Annotated in this window: 12 protein-coding genes; 10 read left to right on the top strand and 2 right to left on the bottom strand. The window is 71.6% G+C overall.

From position 1 onward, the window contains the following. The first annotated feature begins 28 nt into the window (after positions 1-28). The 10 genes from ACQPXB_RS47650 (at position 29) to ACQPXB_RS47605 (ending at position 17,941) form a co-directional block, all read left to right on the top strand. The gene (locus ACQPXB_RS47650; protein ID WP_364051833.1) at positions 29-328 is read left to right on the top strand and encodes a WXG100 family type VII secretion target; all 300 of its coding nucleotides are present in this window, start codon (positions 29-31) and stop codon (positions 326-328) included. 95 nt (positions 329-423) lie between these two features. Further along, positions 424-993, top strand: coding sequence for a hypothetical protein (locus ACQPXB_RS47645; RefSeq protein WP_432848650.1), 570 nt, complete (start codon positions 424-426; stop codon positions 991-993). 48 nt (positions 994-1,041) lie between these two features. After that, positions 1,042-4,686, top strand: coding sequence for a hypothetical protein (locus ACQPXB_RS47640; RefSeq protein WP_432848648.1), 3,645 nt, complete (start codon positions 1,042-1,044; stop codon positions 4,684-4,686). Positions 4,687-4,714: 28 nt separating this feature from the next. Continuing rightward, positions 4,715-8,716, top strand: coding sequence for a type VII secretion protein EccCa (gene eccCa, locus ACQPXB_RS47635; RefSeq protein ID WP_432848646.1), 4,002 nt, complete (start codon positions 4,715-4,717; stop codon positions 8,714-8,716). A 49-nt stretch (positions 8,717-8,765) separates the two neighbouring features. Next, positions 8,766-10,142 (top strand): type VII secretion integral membrane protein EccD, encoded by a 1,377-nt coding sequence (eccD, locus tag ACQPXB_RS47630; protein ID WP_432857146.1) that lies wholly within the window; start codon positions 8,766-8,768, stop codon positions 10,140-10,142. Positions 10,143-10,157: 15 nt separating this feature from the next. Continuing rightward, complete coding sequence (locus ACQPXB_RS47625; protein WP_220245042.1) at positions 10,158-10,427, top strand: type VII secretion protein EccB; 270 nt, start codon at positions 10,158-10,160, stop codon at positions 10,425-10,427. Positions 10,428-10,502: 75 nt separating this feature from the next. Next, positions 10,503-13,742, top strand: a complete 3,240-nt coding sequence (locus ACQPXB_RS47620; protein WP_432848644.1) for a hypothetical protein — start codon at positions 10,503-10,505, stop codon at positions 13,740-13,742. A gap of 31 nt (positions 13,743-13,773) precedes the next feature. After that, complete coding sequence (locus tag ACQPXB_RS47615; protein ID WP_432848642.1) at positions 13,774-17,094, top strand: right-handed parallel beta-helix repeat-containing protein; 3,321 nt, start codon at positions 13,774-13,776, stop codon at positions 17,092-17,094. A gap of 11 nt (positions 17,095-17,105) precedes the next feature. After that, positions 17,106-17,504: a YbaB/EbfC family nucleoid-associated protein gene (locus ACQPXB_RS47610; protein ID WP_366580517.1), complete on the top strand. Its 399-nt coding sequence runs from the start codon at positions 17,106-17,108 to the stop codon at positions 17,502-17,504. Further along, positions 17,501-17,941: a hypothetical protein gene (locus ACQPXB_RS47605; RefSeq protein WP_366580518.1), complete on the top strand. Its 441-nt coding sequence runs from the start codon at positions 17,501-17,503 to the stop codon at positions 17,939-17,941. Before ACQPXB_RS47610 ends, ACQPXB_RS47605 begins: the two co-directional genes overlap by 4 nt. Positions 17,942-18,018: 77 nt before the next feature. Here the strand turns inward: ACQPXB_RS47605 and ACQPXB_RS47600 are convergent, their stop codons facing one another. Next, a complete protein-coding gene (locus ACQPXB_RS47600) occupies positions 18,019-18,432 on the bottom strand; it encodes a hypothetical protein (protein ID WP_432848640.1) in 414 nt (137 codons plus the stop codon). A 114-nt stretch (positions 18,433-18,546) separates the two neighbouring features. Then, positions 18,547-20,652, bottom strand: a complete 2,106-nt coding sequence (locus ACQPXB_RS47595) for a hypothetical protein (RefSeq protein ID WP_432848638.1) — start codon at positions 20,650-20,652, stop codon at positions 18,547-18,549. Between the last annotated feature and the right edge of the window lie 26 nt (positions 20,653-20,678).

Below are 20,678 nucleotides of genomic sequence, written 5' to 3'. Positions count from 1 at the left end.
CCCAGCTTTCTCCTGAGAGGACAGATCCATGGCTCTGGGCAACTTCCAGATCAACTTCGCCGTCATGGGCGACACCGTCAACACGGCCAAGCAGCAGGCGCAGCAGATCACCTCGCTGCTGGAAGAGATGCACAGCAAGATCCAGGCGCAGCGCGAGCACTGGACCGGTGCCGCGGCCGACGAGTTCCAGTCGACCTACGAGTGGTGCCACCAGCAGGCCCAGGTCCTGCCGCAGGCCCTCGACGCCGCTTCGCAGACCCTGTCGCACATCAACGAGGGCACCTCGACCACCGAGAGCGGCAACGCGCAGCGGTTCGCGCAGCGCTGATGCAGGCGTCGCGGGTCCCCGGGGCGCGGTGGGTCACCCGCCGCGCCCCCGGTGTCCCCACCGGGTCCGCAGACCTGAAAGGACAGTGAGCACTCATGGCATTCGACCCAGTCGTCTTCGAATCGGCCAAAACCGTCTGGGACTCGCTTCACCCGGACAACAGCGGTCCGGCGTCGACGAGCGGCCCGTTCAAGAGCCCTGGTGACCAGACCCCGCCGCCGGTCGACAACCAGTGGATCCCGCAGGGCAACGTCACCACGCCGCCCCCGGTCCCCGGTGGCGCCGACCACCCCGGCAAGGGCGTGACCGCGGTCAACACCGAGGCGATGCGCACGTTCGCCACGAACATGCAGACCCTCGCCGACGGCCCGCTGAAGGACCTGCCCGGCCAGCTCGACGGCATCACCGTCAAGCCCGGTATCTTCGCGACCGCCAACAGCAAGATCACTCAGCCGATCGTCGGACCGGGCGGGGTGCGCGACACCACGCGCGCCACGATCCAGGACCTCATCACGTCACTGCACGACCTTTCCGAAGCCGTGAACACGGCGTCGAAGGCCTACGACGACGCCGATGAGGCCAACAACATGACGATGGACAAGTACAACCAGTACTTCGGCAACGTCAGCAACGAAATCAACAACGCGGGCAACAAGCACAGCTGACCGGTCCCACGGGGGCGGCGGTCCCAGGTTCGAGGCGAACGAGGGAAGATGGCAGACAACCCGAATAACAGCAACGGGTTCCAGCAGGACGACGACGGCATCTGGCCCGATTCCAGCAGCAACGGGAAATCGAACACCACCGGTGACCCCGGCAAGGACTTCGACGGGCTGACCTGGAAGCAGATCGAGGCCGCCATCCTCGGCGGCGGTTCGATGACCGGTGGTCAGGACAACCTGGACCGGGCCTACGGCAACGTCAACTGGCAGTCGCTGCAGGCAGCCGCGGGCGTGTTCCAGACGACGCAGCTGAACCTCGCCGCCATCTCCCAAGCCATCAAGGACCAGACTGCCGCCCTCGCCGGCGACGACGGGCCGTGGAAGGGCACCGCCGCCGACAACTTCAAGGTGCTCGCAGCGAACCTGAGCGGGAAGTTCGACGCCCTCGTGCACATGATCACCGACGGCGGTGGCGGTGCGCGCGACATCCCGACCCAGCTCGTGAACTCCGCCGCCTACCTGCAGTGGGCGCAGAACACCCTTCGCTACATCGACAGCTACTACGCCGAGCAGGTCATCGCCCGCGGCAAGGTCCTCGGTGACGGGCGGGCGTTCATCTCGCAGTTCCCCGACGCGGTCGAGATGATGACCAACGACATGCGTCAGGTCGGCAACCAGCTGGCCGGGAAGTACAACACCGTCGCGACCGCGAGCTACACGCCGCCGCCGCCCGGCCAGGCCCCACCGCCGCCGCCCCCCGCGCCGCCGCCCGGTGGCGGTGGCGGCGACCTCCCGCCGCCCCCGAACATCCCGCCGCCCACCGACGTCCCGCCGCCCGGCGGTGGCGCCGGTGGTGGCGACGGCGGTGGTGGCGGCAACGTCCCGCCGCCCAACATCCCGCCGCCCCCGGGTGACACCGGTGGTGGCGACGGGACCGGTGGCGCCGGCAATCCGCCACCCCTCAACGCCGCGGCCATCCCGCCGCCGCCCGGTGACCTCGGTGGCGGCGACGGCGGTACTGGCGGTGGCGTCGGCGATCCGCCGCCGTTCAACAACCTCAGCGTGGCCCCGCCGAACCTCGACACCACCGGTGGAGGTCCCGGTGGCGGCCCCGGCCTGAGCAACTTCGACACCACGCCGCCCCCGCTCACGTCGCCGAACCTGCCGCCGCCTCCGGGCTCGATCGGTGGCGACGACGGCGGGCAGAACGGCGGCCAGAACGGTGGTCTCGGCAACCTGCCTCCGCTCACCTCGCCCAACCTGCCGCCGCCGCCCGGCTCGACGGGCAGCAACAACGGCAACTCGAACAGCGGGGGCGGGCTCGGCAACATAAAGCCGCCCGCGCTCACGCCGCCTCCCGGCGACGTCAAGGGCGGCGGTGGCCTCGGCAACCTCGGCCTCGGCGACACCGGTGGTTCCGGGAGCTCGGGTGGCGGTGGTGGCCTCGGCAACATCAAGCCGCCGGCGCTCACTCCGCCGCCGGAGACCTCCGGCCTCGGCAACAACCTGTCGAGCAACGCGCTGAACCCGTCGGACCTGCCGCCGGGCCTGCAGAACGGCGGCAACAACGGCAACCAGGGCGCGATCCCGCCGCCGCCGATGATGCCGCCGCCCACCGGCGCTGGTGGCGCGGGCGGCCTGGGCAACCAGGGGAGCGAACGGCCGGACTCGGCGGGCCTGCTCGGTGGCGTGGACAAGCCGTGGCTCACGGACATCCCGAAGGGCATCGGCGACCCGACCTCGCTCGGCGAAACCCCGCCGTTGAGCCACGCTTCGTGGGCACCGCCGCCCGGTGACGCCGGGGGGACCGGTGGCGCCGGCGGTGCGAACCTCGACGGAGTCGGCGGTCTCGGTGGCGCGGGCACGGACGGTCCCGGCGGGATCAAGGGGCTCGACTCGAGCAACCTGGTGCCGCCGCCGGATCTGCCGCAGTCGTTGACGGACCCGAACGCGTCGAACGGTCCCGGCCAGGTCGGTGCCGGTGGCGCGGGCTCGGGCATGCCGATGATGCCGCCGGGCGGCGCGGGTGGTGGCGCGGGCGGCCTGGGCAACCAGGGCAGCGAACGGCCGGACTCCGCGGGGCTGCTCGGTGGCATCGACAAGCCGTGGCTCACCGACGTCCCGCAGGGCATCGGCGACCCGACCTCGTTCGGGGAGACGCCGCCGCTCAAGTCGGCTTCGTGGGCTCCGCCGCCCGGAGCGGACGCGGGCCTCGGCGGTGCCGGTGACCTCGGTGGGGCCGGTGACAGCGGGCTCGACGGCGTGAAGGGGCTCGACTCGAGCAACCTCGTGCCGCCGCCGGATCTGCCGCAGTCGCTGGCGGACCCGAACGCGTCGAACGGTCCTGGCCAGGTCGGTGCCGGTGGCGCCGGCTCGGGCATGCCGATGATGCCGCCGGGCGGCGCGGGAGGCGCGTCGGGTGCGAACGCGCCGGCCGCCGACCGGCCCGACTCGGCCGGCCTGCTCGGTGGCGTGGACAACGCGTGGCTGGCGAGCTCGCCGACCGGTGTCGGTGACCCGAACTCGTTCGGGGACACCCCGCCGTCGAAGTCGGCCGACTGGGCGCCGCCGGCACTGTCCTCCGTGGACGGTCTCGACACGCCCGTCGTGCACGAAGGCGACAACACCGGCACGCCGGGCATGGCCGTCCCGCCGCAGAACGGTTCGGGCGGCCCCGCGCAGACGGGCACCGCGACCGAGCGGCCCGACTCCGCGAGCCTGCTCGACGGCACCACGCAGCCGTGGACGAACGGCCAGGTCCCGGCCGGCGACCCGGCCGTGGTCAGCGACACCCCGGCGGCGCCCGCGACGTCGTGGTCGACGCAGCCCGACGCGGTGCCCGCCGCGCCGGCACCGGTCGACACCACGCCGGTCACCGCGGTGCCCGTCACCCCGGTGCCGGTGGACGCCACTCCGGTCCACCCGACCCCGGTGCACCCGGCGTCCGTCGAAACCACGCCGGCCGAGCCGGTGGCCACCCCCGACGACCTGGCCCCCGTCACGGGCTGGGGCACCGGCGACCAGCCGGCCGCCGGTTCGGGTGGCTGGGCGACGAGCGCGGTCCCGGCCGTCCCGGTCGTGGTGCCGCCGGTGCAAGCGGGCTGGGGCGTGGCCGGTTCGGCCGCGACCCCGGCGAGCCCCGCAGCCCCGGCAACGCAATCGGCACAGAACACGCAGAACGCCGAGCAGCACCACGACAAGCACGACACGCACGACGACCGCGAAGGCGCGATCGCGGGCGGCGTCGGCGGTGGCGAGCCCGACGAGGTGCGCATCGCCGTGGTCCAGGCCGCGGAGGTCGTGGACACCTCGGCGTGGGATGCCGGCACGGCCGATTTCCTGCCGGGCCTGCTGCCCACCTCGGTGTTCTCGCAGCGCGAGGAGCGGGAGGAGGACTTCGTCACCGACCTGGTGGAGCGCTCGGACAAGCCGTGGCGCCCCGCGGGCGGCACGGAGGACACGCCGCACCGGTCGACCTACCGGCGCGTGCGGACCGGTCAGGGCGAGTTCTACGCCGACGAGCTGCCCACGAACGGCGGACCCGACCCCTACGAGCTCGAGTCCGAAGAGGACACTGCGGAAGCCGAGGACGGCGAGGAAGAGGAAGAGACCGAGCGCACGATGGCGGACCTGCTGAGCCAGGACGAGTCCGCGTGGGGTCGCCCGGCGAGCCGGCCTTCGGGCGTGCTCGAGTGACGGGGAAGGTTCGGAAGGAGGTGCACCGGTGAGTACGGAGACGGTCAAGCGCGGCCCGCGGGTCGCGGGTCCGGAGCTGCCCGAGGGACAGGAAGACCTGCAGGAGCCGCCGGTGCTCGCCGAGCCGGCGGCCCGGGATTTCAACTCGCTGTTGATGATGCTGCCGATGGGCATCGGGTCGATGGTGATGATCCTGGCGTTCTCGGGTGTGGGCGGCAGCTCCCCGATGACGTATGTGCTCGGCGGCGGCATGGGCGTGTCGATGATGGCCATGAGCCTGGGCCAGCTGACGCGCAGCGCGGGTGAGCGCAAGCGGAAGATGAAGGCCGAGCGCCGCGACTACCTGCGCTACATCGCGCAGGTCCGGGAGCGCGCGCGGTCGACGGCGGAGCACCAGCGGCGGGCGGTGGCGTGGAACAACCCGTCGCCGGACTCGTTGTGGTCGCTGGCGATGGGGCCGCGGTTGTGGGAGCGGCGCGTGAGCCACGACGACTTCGGCCGCGTGCGGATCGGGCTGGGGTCGCAGCAGTCGGCGCTGGAGCTGATGCCGCCGGTGACGAAGCCGATCGAGGACCTGGATCCGCTGTCGGCGATTTCGTTGCGGCGCTTCACGGAGACGTACCGGACGTTGTCGGGCATTCCGACGGCGGTCGGGCTGCGCAGCTTCACGAGTGTGGAGTTCGACGGCGACCCCGAGGCCGCCGTCGGGCTGGTGCGGGCGATGCTGGCGCAGCTGATCACGTTCCACTCGCCGGACGAGCTGCGCGTGGCGGTGCTGACGACGGAGGCGGCCCAGTCGCAGTGGGACTGGGTGAAGTGGATGCCGCACAACAACCACCCGACGTTCCGCGACCCGGCGGGCCCGTTGCGGTTGCTGGCGACCGACCACGACGAGCTGATGGACATCCTGGGCCCGGACGTCGCCGACCGCGACGACCACGACAAGGCGGTGGGTCCGAGCACGACCGAGCCGCTGGTGGTGATCGTGGCGCACCTGGCGCCGATCCCGGAGTCGTCGCGGCTGGTGGGTGCGGGTCTGCGCAACGTGGTGCTGCTGGACGTCACGGGTGCGCTGCCCGGTGGCCCGAAGGTGCTCCGGCTGACCACAAAGGACGATCTCGTCGAGTTCCCGGCCGGCACGGGCGCGGGTTCGGCGTTGCGTGACGAGCTGTCGGTGACGCAGGCCGAGGGCTTGGCGCGATTGCTGGCGCCTAAGCGCACGAGCGGCACGCTGGAGATCGCGGAGCAGCCGCTGGAGAGCGACTTCGGGTTGACGGCGTTGCTGAACATCAAGGACGTGCACACGTTCGACATCGCGGCGCAGTGGCGGCCGCGGGCGGTGCAGCGGGCGCGGATGTCGGTCCCGATCGGCGTGACCGAAGAGGGCGAGATCGTCGAGCTGGACCTGAAGGAGTCGGCGCAGGGCGGCATGGGCCCGCACGGCATGTTGATCGGTGCGACGGGTTCGGGCAAGTCGGAGCTGCTGCGCACGCTGGTGCTGGGGCTCGCGGCGACGCACTCGTCGGAGATCCTGAACTTCGTGCTGGTGGACTTCAAGGGTGGTGCGACGTTCCTGGGCATGGACCGGCTGCCGCACACCTCGGCGATGATCACCAACCTGGCCGACGAGCTGCCGCTGGTCGACCGCATGCAGGACTCGCTCAACGGTGAGATGGTGCGCCGGCAGGAACAGTTGCGCGCCAGCGGTTATCCGTCGTTGTACGAGTACGAGAAGGCGCGCGCGGCCGGTGAGCAGCTGGCGCCGATGCCGACGTTGTTCCTCGTGGTGGACGAGTTCTCCGAGCTGTTGAGCGCGAAGCCGGAGTTCATGGAGCTGTTCGTCTCGGTCGGGCGGCTGGGCCGAAGCCTCGGTGTGCACCTGCTGCTCGCGTCGCAGCGGCTGGACGAAGGCCGCATCCACCGGGTGGAGGGTCACCTGTCGTACCGGATCGCGTTGCGCACGTTCTCCTCGATGGAGTCGCGCAGTGTGATCGGCGTCGGCAGCGCGTATGAGCTGCCTTCGGAACCGGGCAACGGGTTCCTCAAGATCGACACGACGAACCTGGTGCGGTTCAAGGCGGCGTACGTGTCCGGTCCCGTCCCCGCCGGCAACGGCGAGGGCCACGCGGACGCGGCGCGCGTGAGCCGCGAGGTGGTGCCGTTCTTCACCCAGGCGCGCCCGAGCCGGTTCATCATCCGCGACGACGAACCGGACCCCGCCGAGAAGAAGATGTCCGATGTGGACGCTCTCGACGCGGCGCCGACCGGTCCGACGCTGGCCGACGTGTTCGTCGACCGCCTCACGGGCGCGGGCCCGGCGGCGCGGCAGGTGTGGCTGCCGCCGCTGGCGGAGTCGCCGAGCCTCGACTCGCTGCTGCCCAGCGTGCTGCCGGACCCGGTGCGCGGCATGAGCGTGCAGGACCCGGCGCACCACGGCCGCCTGCGCGTGCCGATGGGCATGATCGACCGGCCGTTCGAGCAGGTGCGCGAGCTGCTGATGGCCGACCTGTCCAGCGCGGCGGGTCACGTGGCCGTGGTCGGTGGTCCGAAGACGGGCAAGTCGACCATCGTCCGCACGCTGGTGCTGGCGCTGGCGATGACGCACACGCCGCAGGAGGTGCAGTTCTACGGGCTGGACTTCGGCGGTGGCGGCATCATGTCGATCAGCGGCCTGCCGCACGTCGGCTCGGTCGCCACGCGCCTCGAACGCGACCGCGTGGTGCGGACCATCGAAGAGATCTCGCAGATCATGGAGTACCGCGAGAACGTGTTCTCCGACCGCGGCGTCGAGTCGATGGAGGTCTACCGGCAGCTGCGCCGGCGCGGCCAGGTCGACGACCCGTTCGGCGACGTCTTCCTGGTCATCGACGGCTGGTACAGCCTCAAGAACGACTACTCGGAGCTGGAGCAGAAGATCGGCGAGCTGGCCTCGCGCGGTCTGTCGTTCGGCATCCACGTGGTGATCGCGTCCACGCGCTGGTCGGAGATCCGCCCGTACCTGCGTGACCTGCTGCAGACGCGGTTCGAGCTGCGCCTGGGCGACCCGATGGAGTCGGAGATCGGTTCGCGCAAGGCCAAGACGGTGCCGAACCAGCCCGGCCGCGGCATGACGCCGGACGGGCTGCACTTCCTGGCGGCGTTGCCGCGCATGGACGGCAGCTCGGCGACCGACGACCTGGCGGCGGCGACCAAGGCCGTGGCCGAAGAGGTGCACACGTTCTGGCCGGGCCGCAAGGCCCCGGCGGTGCGGATGCTGCCGAACACGCTGCCGATCAGCGAGCTCCCGCGCCCGGACGGCGACCTGCGGATCGCGCTGGGCCAGGACGAGCAGCGGCTGCTGCCGGTGTGGCACAACTTCGAGGCCACGCCGCACCTGCTCACCTTCGGCGACAACGAGACCGGCAAGACCAACCTGCTGCGGCTGGTCATCCGCTCGGTGCTCGCGCGCTACCAGCCGAGCGAGGCGAAGATCGTGCTCGCCGACCCGAGCCGCATGCTCGACACGGAGGTCCCCGAGGCCTACCGCGTCGGCTACGCCACCACCACGGAGGCGTTGCAGGAGCTGGCCGGGCAGGCGAGCGTGTCGCTCACCCCGCGCGTGCCGGACCAGTCGATCACCGCCGACCGGCTCAAGCGCCGCGACTGGTGGACGGGCCCCCGGTTGTTCTTCGTGGTCGACGACTACCAGCTGCTCACCGGCGGCATGGGCTCGCCGCTGGAACCGCTGCTTTCGCTGCTGTCGCAGGGTTCCTACATCGGCTTCCACCTCATCGTCGCGCGCAGCACCTCCGGCGCGATGCGGGCCCTGAGCGACGCGGTCATCCGCCGCGCCTGGGAGCTCGGCAGCCCCGGCGTGGTCTTCTCCTACCCGAAGGAAGAGGGCAAGTTCCTCGGCGAGGCGACCCCGCGCAACCTGCCCGCGGGCCGCGCGCAGCTGGTCACCCGCCGCGGCGTGAAGCTCGTGCAGACCGGCTACGTGCCGCTGGGCGCGGAAGCCGAACAGCAGCAGCTGGTGGGCGGCCTGCGATGAGCACTTCCCGACACAACGCGCGCGCTGGAAGGAGCGGACGTTGACAGCAATGCAGGGCGAGCTCTGCCGGATCACGGTGTACGGGCCGCAGGGGCGGGCCGACCTGGCCGTGCCGATGTCGGTGCCGCTCACGAGCCTGCTGCCGGTGTTGCTGCGCCACACCGGCGGCCGCGAGGACCTGGCCGACACGTGGGTGCTGCAGCGGCTCGGTGAGGCCCCGCTCGACGCGGCCGGCACGCCGGAGTCGCTGGACTGGAAGGAGGGCGAAGAGTTTCATCTCCGCCCCCGCCAGGACCCGCTGCCGGAGCTCGACTTCGACGACATCGCCGACGGCATGGCCACCGCCGTCAGCCGCCAGCCCGGGCGCTGGAAGCCGGAGTTCAACCGCTGGCTGTTCCTCGGCTTCGCGATCTTCGCGCAGGTCGTGCTCGCGTGGATCCTGCTCATGCCGGGCCCGCTGGGCCTGTCCGCGATCGGGACCGCCGTCGTGGCGCTCGGCCTGGTCGTGGCGGCGGTCTCGTGCGGCGTGCGGTCCGAGGACGAGGCGCTGCTCCTCCTGCTCGGCCTCGGTGGCTGCGGGTTCGCGGCCATCGCCGGTGCCGTGGGCGTGGCCGGGGTCGGCGCCGCGTTCGACCTGCAGGGCGCGCCGATCCTGGTCGGCTCGCTGACGTTCGCGCTGGCCGGCGGGCTGCTCATCGGCGGGCGCGCGGCGTGGTCGCCGGGGCTGCCGTTCGTGCCGTTCGGCACGGTGGTGGCGACGGGCGTCGCCGGTGCTCTCTCGATGTGGCTGCACCTCGGCGCCGGGCTGACCACGACGCAGACGGCGGGCCTCGTGTCGGCCGTGCTGATCGCGGTGCTGGTGTTCGCGCCCCGCATCGGCATCCGGTTCGCGCGCATCCGCGGCCCGCAGCTGCCGCGCACCGCGTCGGAGCTGCAGTACGACATCGAGCCCGCGCCCGCGGAGCAGATGGTGAGGCAGACGGCCTACGCCGACGGTTACCTCACGATCTTCTGCATCGCGTCGGCGGTCGTGTTCACGTGTGCGTTCCCGTTCCTCGCGGAGCAGGACCTGTTCCCGAAGCTGCTGGCGTTCCTGGTGGCCGCGGCAGTGCTGATGCGCTCGCGGGCGCTGCTCGGCGCGTGGCAGCGGGTGCCGCTGTCGATGGCCGGCTCGGTGGGGCTGGTGCTGCTCGCGCTGTCGCTGATCGAGCCGCTCGAGGCGAACTGGCGCGGGGCGTCGGCCGCCGGGCTGGCGCTGGTGTTCTTCCTGCTGGTGCTGGCGATGCTGCGGCCGCCGCCGCGGCGCCTGCTGCCGATCTGGGGCCATCTGGCCAACTGGACCGAGACGTTGAGCGCGGTGGCGGTGATCCCGATCCTGCTGCAGCTGTTCGGGGTCTACGGCTGGGCCGTCGGGCTCACGGCGTGAACGGGGTGAGCTGAGATGGTGCAGACGCAGAAGGACCACGTCGAGGCGTACTCGTTCCTCATCGGACGGATGACCTCGGCCCTGGTGCTGGGCGACGCGAGCCACCTCGACGTGCCCGCCAAGCGGACCTGGAACGGCCTGCTCGGCGGTGCGCTGCTCGCCCTGCTGATCGTGGTCGGGTTTTTCGTCTACGGCCTGATCGCGCATCACACCGGCGGCAGTGCGCCGTCTGCACCAGTGGGGGGCACCGGCGGGCCGTCCCACACGGTGCGCATCCCGACGTGAACCGATAGACCACGCCGCACGTGACAGCTGTGCCGGGAGCTCGGGCCGGCGCCGGTAGGAAGGACGAAGGTGAACATGGACCTCTCGCTGGTGCGCCGCGGGACCGGTGCCTCCGGTGCCACCCTCGACAAGCAGACGGTCGGGAACGCTCTTGTCGTCCACCCCTCGACCGGGATGACCGACGAGGCCCAGGCGCTCGCGCTGGGCGTCGCGGCCGACACCGAGCACGACCTGGTCGTCGTCGACCTGCCGGTGGACTCGCCGATCTCGCTGTGGGAGTCGGTGGCGAAGGTCCTGCCACGGCGGCGTCGTGGCGTGCGGCTGGTGATCGGCGGGCGTTCGCGGGAGACGTCGGCGCTGGCCGGGCAGTGGCTGTCGGAGCGGATCAACCGCACGGTGCTGGCGCCTGACGGTTCGGTGATCCCGAGCGCCGGCGGTGCCCTGTTCGTCCACTCCGGACGCGGCAGCGGCTGGGTGAAGTTCCAGCCGGGGCGTGCGCCGAAGTGGGAGGCCAAGCGGTTCCCGCGGCCGTCGTGGGACTCCGGGCTCACGGCGGAGCTGACGTCCACGAGCTCGCGCGGCGTCGCGGAGCCGTTGCCGGGCGGGTTGTGGGTGCGGCCGGTCGGCTTCGACCAGGGGCAGCGGGCGCACCGCGCGGCGCTGGTCAAGGGCCTGCCCGCGCAGCACGACACGATGACGATCGTGCTGGGCTGCCCCGGCTGCCCGCCGCTGACGCTCGACGACGCGGCCCGGCTGTGGGTGCGCCTGCCGGAGAACGTGCGGACCAACGCCCGGTTCGTCCAGTACGGGCCGATGTCGGTGCCGGCCGGGACGACGCTGGGTCAGGCGCTGGCCGACCTGCTGGGCAAGGAGGTCGCGTTCTACACCGGCCTGCCCGTCGGGTCGCCGCAGCTGGTCGACGTGCGCACGGTGCTGTTCGACGGACGGCTGGGCTGGACCACGTTCGTGCGCGAGATCGGCTACCAGCCGCGCGTGCAGGGCGGCCCGATGCAGGCGCCGCGGCTGATCAGCCACCGCGCGCCGATCCACGGCCTCAACGAGGTCGCCCCGGCCGTGTACTGGTACTCGCCCGACGCCGTGATCGAGGTCGTGCAGTCCGGCCTGCTGGTGCGCTCGCCCCACGACGGCCGCGACACCCCGGCCGTGCGCGCGCTGACGCTCGACAACTCGATCAACAACCTGACTTTCGACGCCGCGAGCGAAGACGCCGCGGACCGCATGCGGATGCTGGCGCAGGACGTGCTCGCGCGGCTCGACGAGAACACGCGGCGGATGAGCCGCGTCCTGCCCGCCCACGCGCTGCTGGCCGAACGCGGCCGCGTGCAGGTGACGACCAAGGCACTGGCGGAGATCGAGCAGGGTGACGCGGCCCCGGCTCCGGCGCTGCTGGAGGCCAGCCCGACGGAGGTCGTGGTGCCCGGCGAGTACAAGCCGGCCGCGCCCGCGGACCTCGAGGTGGACGTCACGCCGGAGCCCGCGCTGCTGCGCTCCGAGCCGACGATCACCCAGCGCCTCGACCCGGGCGTCGGGGTGCCGCGCTCGCTGGCCGGGGTCGGCAGCCCGATCACGATCACGTCGGCTCGGCCGCCGATGGTGCCGCTGGCGGAGTCCTCCGGCGGCCCGTTCGGGGACGGGCGGGACGACAAGCCGGAGGGCCGGCAGACCGAGAAGCTCGGTGGTGCCGGGTTCGCGGGTCCGGTGGGTCCCACTGTGTCCCAGGGTGGTGAGGTTCCGGCCGCACTTGCGGGTCCGTCGGCGCCGTCGAAGTTCGGCGTGCCTGAGGGTGGGGCCGAGGTTCCGGCCGCGTTCGGGGGTCCGTCCGCGTCGCCGAAGTTCGGTGTGCCCGAGGGCGGGAACGGGGGTCCGGCTGCGCTTGCCGGCCCGTCGGGTCCGTCGACGTTCGCGGCTCCAGGGGGCGGCGCCGAAGCCCCGGCTGCGTTCGCGGGTCCGTCGAAGTTCGCGGCTCCGGAGGGCGGGGCCGAGGCTCCTGCCGGGCAGCCGGTGCCGTCGAAGTTCGGCGTTCCCGAGGCTTCCGCCGGCCCGTCTGCGCCGTCGAAGTTCGTGGCGCCCGGCGGGTTCGCGGGTCCGGGCGGCCCGGTTCCTGGTGCGCCGACCGGGTTCTCGGGGCCGGTCGCCCCGCCCGCGCCGATTCCGCCGGCCGCGCCGCCCGTCGGGATGCCGTCGCCGCCGGTGGCTCCGCCCAGCCTGACCGCCGGGCCTGTGTCGATTCCGCCGGCCGCGACCCCGCCCGTGGGGATGCCGCCCGCTGCCACGCCGCCGGCCGGGATGCCGCCGGCCGCCACCCCGCCTGCCGGGATGCCGCCGGCCGCGGGCGTGCCGCCGGCGGCGCCGCCGTCGGTCGAGGCGCCGACGGTGCAGGGACCGGTCGAGAGCCCCGCCGAGAACGCTGAGAACGCCGAGACCAGCGAGAACGCCCAAGCTGCCGAAGCCACCGAGCCCGTCGCCCCGGCCGAGAAGGCCGAAAAGGGCGAAGCCCGCCTCCAGCCCACTCCCGGCGCCGAGGCCACCGCGCTGCTGCCCAAGCGTGGTGCCGAGAAGGAACGCGAGTGGCTGCGCAAGTCGCTCGGCGCGGAGTACGGCCTGATGTCCAACGCCGTGGCCCGCATCCTGTCTGAGCACCCCGGCTTCCAGGGGGCGCTGTCGACGTCGTCGGCCGAGGTGCTCACCGACGCGGTCGCCGTGCAGCTGTACCTCTCGGCCAAGGGCGCGGCCATCGACGGCGCGCTGCGCACCGGCGCCAACGGCCCCCACGTGCCCATCGCGCGCTGCGTGGTCGCGGGCCTGAGCCGGCTGCCCTCGCACCGCGGGCCGGCGACGTTCGCGACGTCCGTGTCGAAGTCCGAGTGGGACCTGTTCCGCTCGCAGAAGGTGCTCACCGAGTGGGGTTTCCTCAACACGCTCACGCAGCCGTCGTCCACTTTGGACGGCGACACCGACGTGCTGGTCTGGTCGATCACGGCCCGCCGCACGAAGCTGCTGGAACCCACCGCCGGTGGCGTGGAGAACCGGGTGCTGTTCGTGCCCGGCACGAGTTTCAAGGTGCTGGACCTGCGCGAGCCCGCCGAGGGCGTGCGCGGGCTGGTGCTGCTGCGGGAACTGACGTCGAGCGAGGTGGACGAGACCGGCAAGGTCGCGTCCGACCGGATCTCGCTCGACGAGCTGGCGCTGGTGTCGTTGCGCCGGGAGCTCGAGGTGTGGGCCGAGGCCGAGGGCCGCGACCCGATCGCCGAGGTGTCCGCGCCGCGGTTCGGGGCGCTCCCGGGGCTGGTGTGAGCGTGGTGTCGAGGCGGGAGAGGCGGATTCGATGAACCGACAGTTGCTCGTGGTCGGCGGTGATCGGCCGGGGGCGTTCCCGACGATCGGCGCCGCGCTGGCGCAGGCGCAGCCGGGGGCCACGATCAGCGTGAACCCGGGCCGCTACGAGGAGAACCTCGTGGTGGACCGGATGGTTTCGCTGGTCGCCGAGCAGGGTGCGGGCACCGTCGAGGTCGTGGCGAGCGAAGGCAGCGTCCTCGTCGCCAACGCCGAAGCGGTGCAGCTGCGCGGGTTCACGCTCACCAGCACCGACAGCAACCTCGTGGCCGTCGACGTCGTGCGCGGCGAGGCGGCGCTGGACGGCTGCCGGATCTCCGGCTCCTCCTGGGCGACACTGCTCGCGCGCCTGCAGGGCCAGCTCGCGCTGCGCGGCTGCACGGTGACGAGCTCGGCGGGCGCCGGCGTGGTCGTGGCTTCGCCCGCGCAGAGCACGATCGAGGACACGGAGATCGCCGACGCGGCGTCGTCGGGGATCGTGGTGGCCGAGGTCGGATCCGTGGTGCTGCGCCGGTGCGCGGTGCGCCGCCCGCAGGGCAACGGCATCTGCGTCAACGGCGAAGCGGTGGCAGTAATCGAACACTGCGAGATCACCGGCGCACAGAAACCCGCGATGGTGGTGGAACAACAGGGCCGCGCAACAATCACGGGCCTGGTTGTGCGCGAAAGCGCAAATGTTGATCTTTATCTCACAAGCCAGGGCCGGATCTCGGTGGCGAGCTCGCAGTTCGTCGCCGCGCCGATGCAGGCCGCGCACGTGGCCGGTTCGTCGGCGCCGCTGCTGCGCGAGTGCGTGTTCTCCGGTGCCGAGCGCAACGCGGTGCAGGCGACGGCGAACGCGGCGCCGCAGTTCGTGGACTGCACGTTCGAGGGTTCACCGGTCGCGATCCTCGTCGACGGTGAGGCGACGCCGAAGTTCGAGCGGGCCACCGTGCGCGGTTCGACGCAGACGGCGGTGCTGGTGAACGCCGAGGCGGCCGTGAAGATCACCGGCCTGCGGCTGAACACCGACGCCGGGCCGGGCATCGTCCTCTCCGGACAGTCGCGAATGGAGCTCGCCGACGCGTCGATCGAGACCGGCCGCGAGGCGGGCCTGGAGGCGACCGAGTCGGCGCGGGTGACCGTGGCCGACATCAGGGTGGGCTCGACCGCCGAACACGCCGTGACGCTGGGGGCGAGCACGCCCTCGTCGCTGACCTCGGTGCTGGTGCGCGGTGGTGGGCTTCGGGTGTCGGGCCCGGGCGAGAGTTCGTTGCAGGACTGCGAGATCGCCGAGGCGAAGGCCGACGGGATCACCGTCGCCGGCGGCTCCGCACTGAGTGCCTCGCGGTGCCGCGTGCGCGGCGCCAAGCGCAACGGTGTTGTCCTGGAAGAGGGTTCGCGCGGGTCGCTGGTCGAGTGCGAGGTGCTCGGCGCGGGCGGCGACGGGTTCCTCGTCGAGACGCGCGAACCGGTGACGATCCGCGACTGCGTGGTCAACGACGCGGGCGGCGAAGCCGTGCACCGGCTCGAGGACGACCAGGCGACGGTGGAGAACGTGAGCACCGACCAGGTGCGGCCGGAATCGTCGAGCGGGCTGTCCTCGGAGTTCCCGTCGGCGCCCGACCAGCCGGCCGGCCCGCAGAGCGTGAGCGACGCCGCGGGTGAGGTGCTGGACGGGCCGCTGGGTGAGCTCGAGTCGCTGGTGGGTCTGGCCGGGGTGAAGAAGGAGGTCACCGGCCTGATCAACCTGATCAAGATGTCCCAGATGCGCGAGCGCATGGGGCTGCCGATGCCGCCGATGAGCCGCCACCTCGTGTTCGCGGGCCCTCCCGGTACCGGTAAGACCACGGTCGCGCGCCTGTACGGCACGGTGCTGGCGGAGCTGGGGATCCTGTCCAAGGGCCACATGATCGAGGTCGCGCGCCAGGACCTGGTGGGCCAGTACATCGGTTCGACGGCGATCAAGACCACCGAGGTGGTCGAGAAGGCCATCGGTGGCGTGCTGTTCATCGACGAGGCGTACACGCTGGCCGCGGGTTCGGGTGGGTCCGGTCCGGACTTCGGACAGGAAGCCATCGACGCGTTGATGAAGATCATGGAAGACCAGCGTGACTCGCTGGTGGTGATCGTCGCGGGCTATTCGAAGCAGATGGACCTGTTCCTGCAGTCGAACCCCGGTCTGGCGTCGCGATTCACGCGCACGATCGAGTTCCCGAACTACAGCGTCGACGAGCTGGTCACCATCACCACCGGGTTGACGCGCAAGCACTACTACGAGCTGACCGACGACGCGCTGCAGGCGCTGCGCGAGTACTTCGAGCGGGTGCCGAAGGACGCGACGTTCGGTAACGGTCGTGTGGCGCGCAAGTTGTTCGAGGCGATGGTGAACAACCAGGCCTCGCGGCTGGCGTTGCAGCCGCCGTCGAAGGATTCGGAGCTCAACCGGCTGACGGCGGAGGACCTGCGGGCGGAGCTGGTGCAGCTGCCGGCCGCGGCCGCGGCGGCGGTGTCGGTGGGTTCGGACCCGGCAGCGGCCGTCGGCGCGAGCACGGGCTGGAACCGGCTGCGCACGCTCGTCGGCCAGGCCGGCGTGCGGGAGAACGCGCAGCGCCAGCTGGTGCGCCTGGGCGGGCTCAAGCAGGAGCGGCAGCCGCTGGGGCACCTGGCGAACCTGGTGATCAGCGGTGAACGCGGGTCCGGGCGCGCGGAGTTCGCGAAGCTGTACGCGTTGAGCCTGGCGGAGCTGGGGCTGGTGAACGTCGGGCAGCTCGTGCGCTGTTCGGTGGCCGCGGACCTGTACCCGCGGTGGCCTGGGCAGGCCGAGCACCTCGTGCGCACGGCAATGAACGACGCCAGCGGTGGCGTGCTCGTGCTCGATGTGGACGGTGACTGGGAGATCGCGACACACAGCTCGGGCGCGGAGGTCGTCGAGGCCGTCGCGGAAGCGGTGACGCGCCGTCCGGCCGACCCGGTCGTGGTGCTGACCGGGCAGACGCAGCGGGTGGCCGCGTTGCTGGGTGTGGTGCCTTCGTTGCGGAGCTCGTTCACCGTCGGGTGGGAGCTCGGTGAGTACACAGTGGACGAACTGGCGGAGATCGCCGTGCGGCTGCTGGTCCGGCGTGGCCACGACGTTCCCGACGACGTCCGGGACGCGCTGGCTCACGAGCTGGCGTCGGCTTCGGAGCGCACCGTGCACGCGGCCCACGAGCTGGCGCGGACGCTGTCGGTGGCGGCCGCGTCGCGCACGCTCGCGGCCGCGGACCTGCGGGGCATCCGTCCACCTGAGACCGGAGCGCTGGCGCTGGGCCCGGGCCTGGCGTCGGTCGGCTGAGGAGGTAACGCATGAGTTCGCCGTACCAGAAGATGCTGGACGAGGCCATGGGCGCCTACCAGCAGCAGCGCGAGCGGTTCGAGGAGAACCGCAAGCAGGTGGATTCGCTCACCAGCAGCGCCACGTCGGCGCGGCGCGAGGTGACCGCGACGGTGTCGCGCACCGGTGAGCTGACCGAACTTTCCTTCCCCACCAGTGTGTACAAGCGGATGGCGCCGGCCGAGCTGGCGGCGGTGATCGTGAAAACGGTCGAGGAGGCGCGGCAGAAGTCGATCAGCGCCTCGGCGGAGGCGATGGCACCCATGCTGCCGCCCGGGCTCTCGGCGCAGGACCTGATGAACGGCCGCGTGGACGTGCGGGCGTTGTTCTCGGGACGTGTTCCCGGCATGGAGGAAGGGACCCAGGCATGACTGACGACTTCTTCGTCGACGCGGACGGACTCACCAACAGCGCCAACGGGTTCGCCCAGAAGGCGGGCGAGCTGCGCAGCCTCGCGCAGCGCGTGCAGGCCCTGACCAACCCGAGCACCGTGCTGGCGGCGACCGGCAACGACAAGAACGGCACGAACTTCGCCAACGTGCACCTCGCGGCGGCCGGCAAGATCTACAACGGACTCGACGCGTGGGCCAAGGCCGTCGACGGCACGACCACGGCGGTGCGGGACATGGCCGACTCGTTCCGCGACGTCGACGAGGGCGCGACCGAGCTCGCCAGTTCGTTGCGGACGGACTTCACGCAGCTGAATTCGGACGTCAACAGCGGTGGCGACGGTGGTCCGGCCGAGCCGTTGCGGGCGCGTGAGGGGACCGCTTTGAAGCCGACGACTCCGTCCAAGCCGGCCCACTGAGTCCTTTGTAGACTATTTTGTTGAGGGGGTGAACCCGCGGTGAGCCTGATGGTGGATCCGAGCCTGAACTGGATCTTCTACATCATCGCGGGTGACGCCTGGCCGCAGGGCGACGAGGACGCCATGCGCGCGCTGGCCGACGAGTGGGACGACGTCGCCCGGCGCGTGGCCGAAGCGGGCACCGGCTTCAACCAGATCGCGGGCCGCGTGGCCGAGAACGTCGGCGGCGACGTGCAGAAGAACTTCGTCGATTTCGCCAACAACCTCGGCACGATGGGCACGGACTTCATCGCCGCGGCGCAGGGCCAGGCGCAGGCGTTGCGGGCGCAGGCGCTCGACGTCGAGAAGTCGAAGTACAGCATGTTGATCGCCATCGCGATCACGGCCGCCGACATCATCTGGGCGATGTCGAACCCGTTCACGATGCCGCTGGTGCCGGAGATCTTCGCGGCGGGGCGCACCGCGATCGTGGAGATCGAGCGGACGCTCATGCAGCGTCTGATGAATCTCGCGACGCACCTCGCGGAGGCCGCCGCGGAGGAGGCGGCGGAAGAGATCGCGGAGGAGATGCTCGCGCAGGTCATCCAGATCGCGCAGGGCAATCGTCACGGCCTCGACGGCAAGGCCATCATGCAGTCCGGCGTCCTGGGCGGCATCGGCGGTGCGTTCGCCCACAATTTCCACGGCGCCATGAACAAGTTCGACAACAAGTTCGGCACGAAGTTCGGCAAGAACGTCTGGGGCGCCGCCGCCAACGAAGCCACCACCGAAGTCGTCGTCGGCGGCGCCGGCGCCGCCCTCTTCGGCGGCGACACCGACAGCCTCGGCTGGGGCGCCCTCAACGGCGGCCTCTCCGGCGCCGCCTCCCACGGCGCCCACCACGCCGGCCAGTCCCTCCACGACTCCCTGAACAACGGCGGCAACGGCCCGACCGCCAAGGGCCCCAACGGCCCAGGCGACCTGGGTGGGATCAACGGGAATCCGGGTTTGGGGAACCTGTCGGTACCCCCGCCGCCCCCTCCGGCCACGGGCGGCTCTGGCAACAATGGCACCGGCGGCTCCGCCGGCTCTGGTTCTGGCAGCAACAACAACTCCGGCGGCGGCTCCACCTCGGGCACCGGCGACACCGGCCTCGCCAACACCGGCGGCACCAACCCCGGCGGCGGCGCAACCTCCGGCAACGGCGCCACCGGCGGCACAAACACCGGCAACGGCGCCAACTCAGGCAACGGCGCCACCGGCGCCGCGAATTCCGGCGCCGGCAACACCGGCACCACCGGCGCCGGGAGCCCGGGTAACGCCGGCGCCGGAAACACCGGGAGCGCAGGCACCGGCAACGCCGGTGCAGGCAACACGGGCAACACGGGTGTAGGTAATACCGGCAACACGGGTGCCGGCAATGCTGGTGGCGGCAACTCGGGCGACACCGGCTCTGGAAGCACTGGCAATGCCGGCGCCGGCAACACAGGCGCAGGCAACACGGGTACTGCCGGCGGCGGTAACCCGGGCAATACGGGTGCTGGAAACACCGGGAATGCCGGTGCTGACAACACCGCCAACACAAACGCCGGCAACGCTGGCAACGCCGGTAGTGGAAACACCGGCGACGCCGGTACAGGCAACACGGGCAACGTCGGCACCGGCAACACCGGGAACACGACCGGCGGAAACTCCAGCTCCGGCAACACAAACACCGGAACCGGCAACACGGGCTCGACCGGCGGCTTGAACGGCAACCCGAACACCGGAACCGGGAACACCGGTTCGACCGGCACCACAGGAGCCGGAAACACCAGCGGCAACAACTCCGGCGCCAACAACACCGACTCCACCGGCGGCCTGAACGGCAACCCGAACACCGGAACCGGCAACACCGGCTCGACCGGCAACTCGAACACCGGTGCCGGCAACGCCGGCGCGGGCAACACGAACACGGGTGTGGGTAACACCGGCTCCAACACAGGTACCGGCAACACCAGCACCGGTCCGGGAAACACCAGCGCGAACACCGGCTCCAGCGCCAACGGCACCACCAACACCGGTACAAACAACACCGGCGGTACTTCGGTGCCGCCGCCTTCGGCGCCGAACTCGGTCAACACCGGGAACCCGGTGCCGCCGCCGTCGGTTTCGGGTAGCGGGAATGTGGGCGATGGCACGACTGCGACGGCGACGCCGCCGCCGTCGGTTTCGGGCAGCGGGAATGCGGGGGATGGCGCGACCGCGACGGCGACGCCGCCGCCGTCGGTTTCGGGTAGCGGGAATGTGGGCGATGGCACGACTGCGACCGCGACGCCGCCGCCGTCGGTTCCGGGTAGCGCGAACTCGGGCGATGGCACCACCGCGACGGCCACGCCGCCGCCGTCGGTTTCGGGCAGCTTGAACTCGGGCGCGGGCACCTCGGCGACGCCACCGCCCGTCGCGGGCGGCGAACACTCGGCGACGCCACCGCCCGCGACGAGCTCCCAGAACGAAGGTGGGCTCCCCGGCTTCGGTGGCAACCAGAACACAAACACCAATTCCGGCACAGACACCACCACCGGCCCGAACACGACCGCGGGCCCCACTGCGAACTCGAGCGCTGGCCCTCTGAACAGCCCGAATTCGACCACCGGCCCGAACACAAACTTGGGGACGGGCCTCAACGCCACCCCGAACTCGGGCTCCGGCACCGGCATCAACACGGGTGCGAATTCGAACACGAACTCCAACGCGGGCACTTATACCGGTTCGAATT

Origin of the sequence: Amycolatopsis sp. CA-161197 (assembly GCF_050942255.1) — a bacterium.
Taxonomy (GTDB): Bacteria; Actinomycetota; Actinomycetes; order Mycobacteriales; family Pseudonocardiaceae; genus Amycolatopsis.
This window is presented reverse-complemented; position numbering and strand designations above follow the sequence as displayed.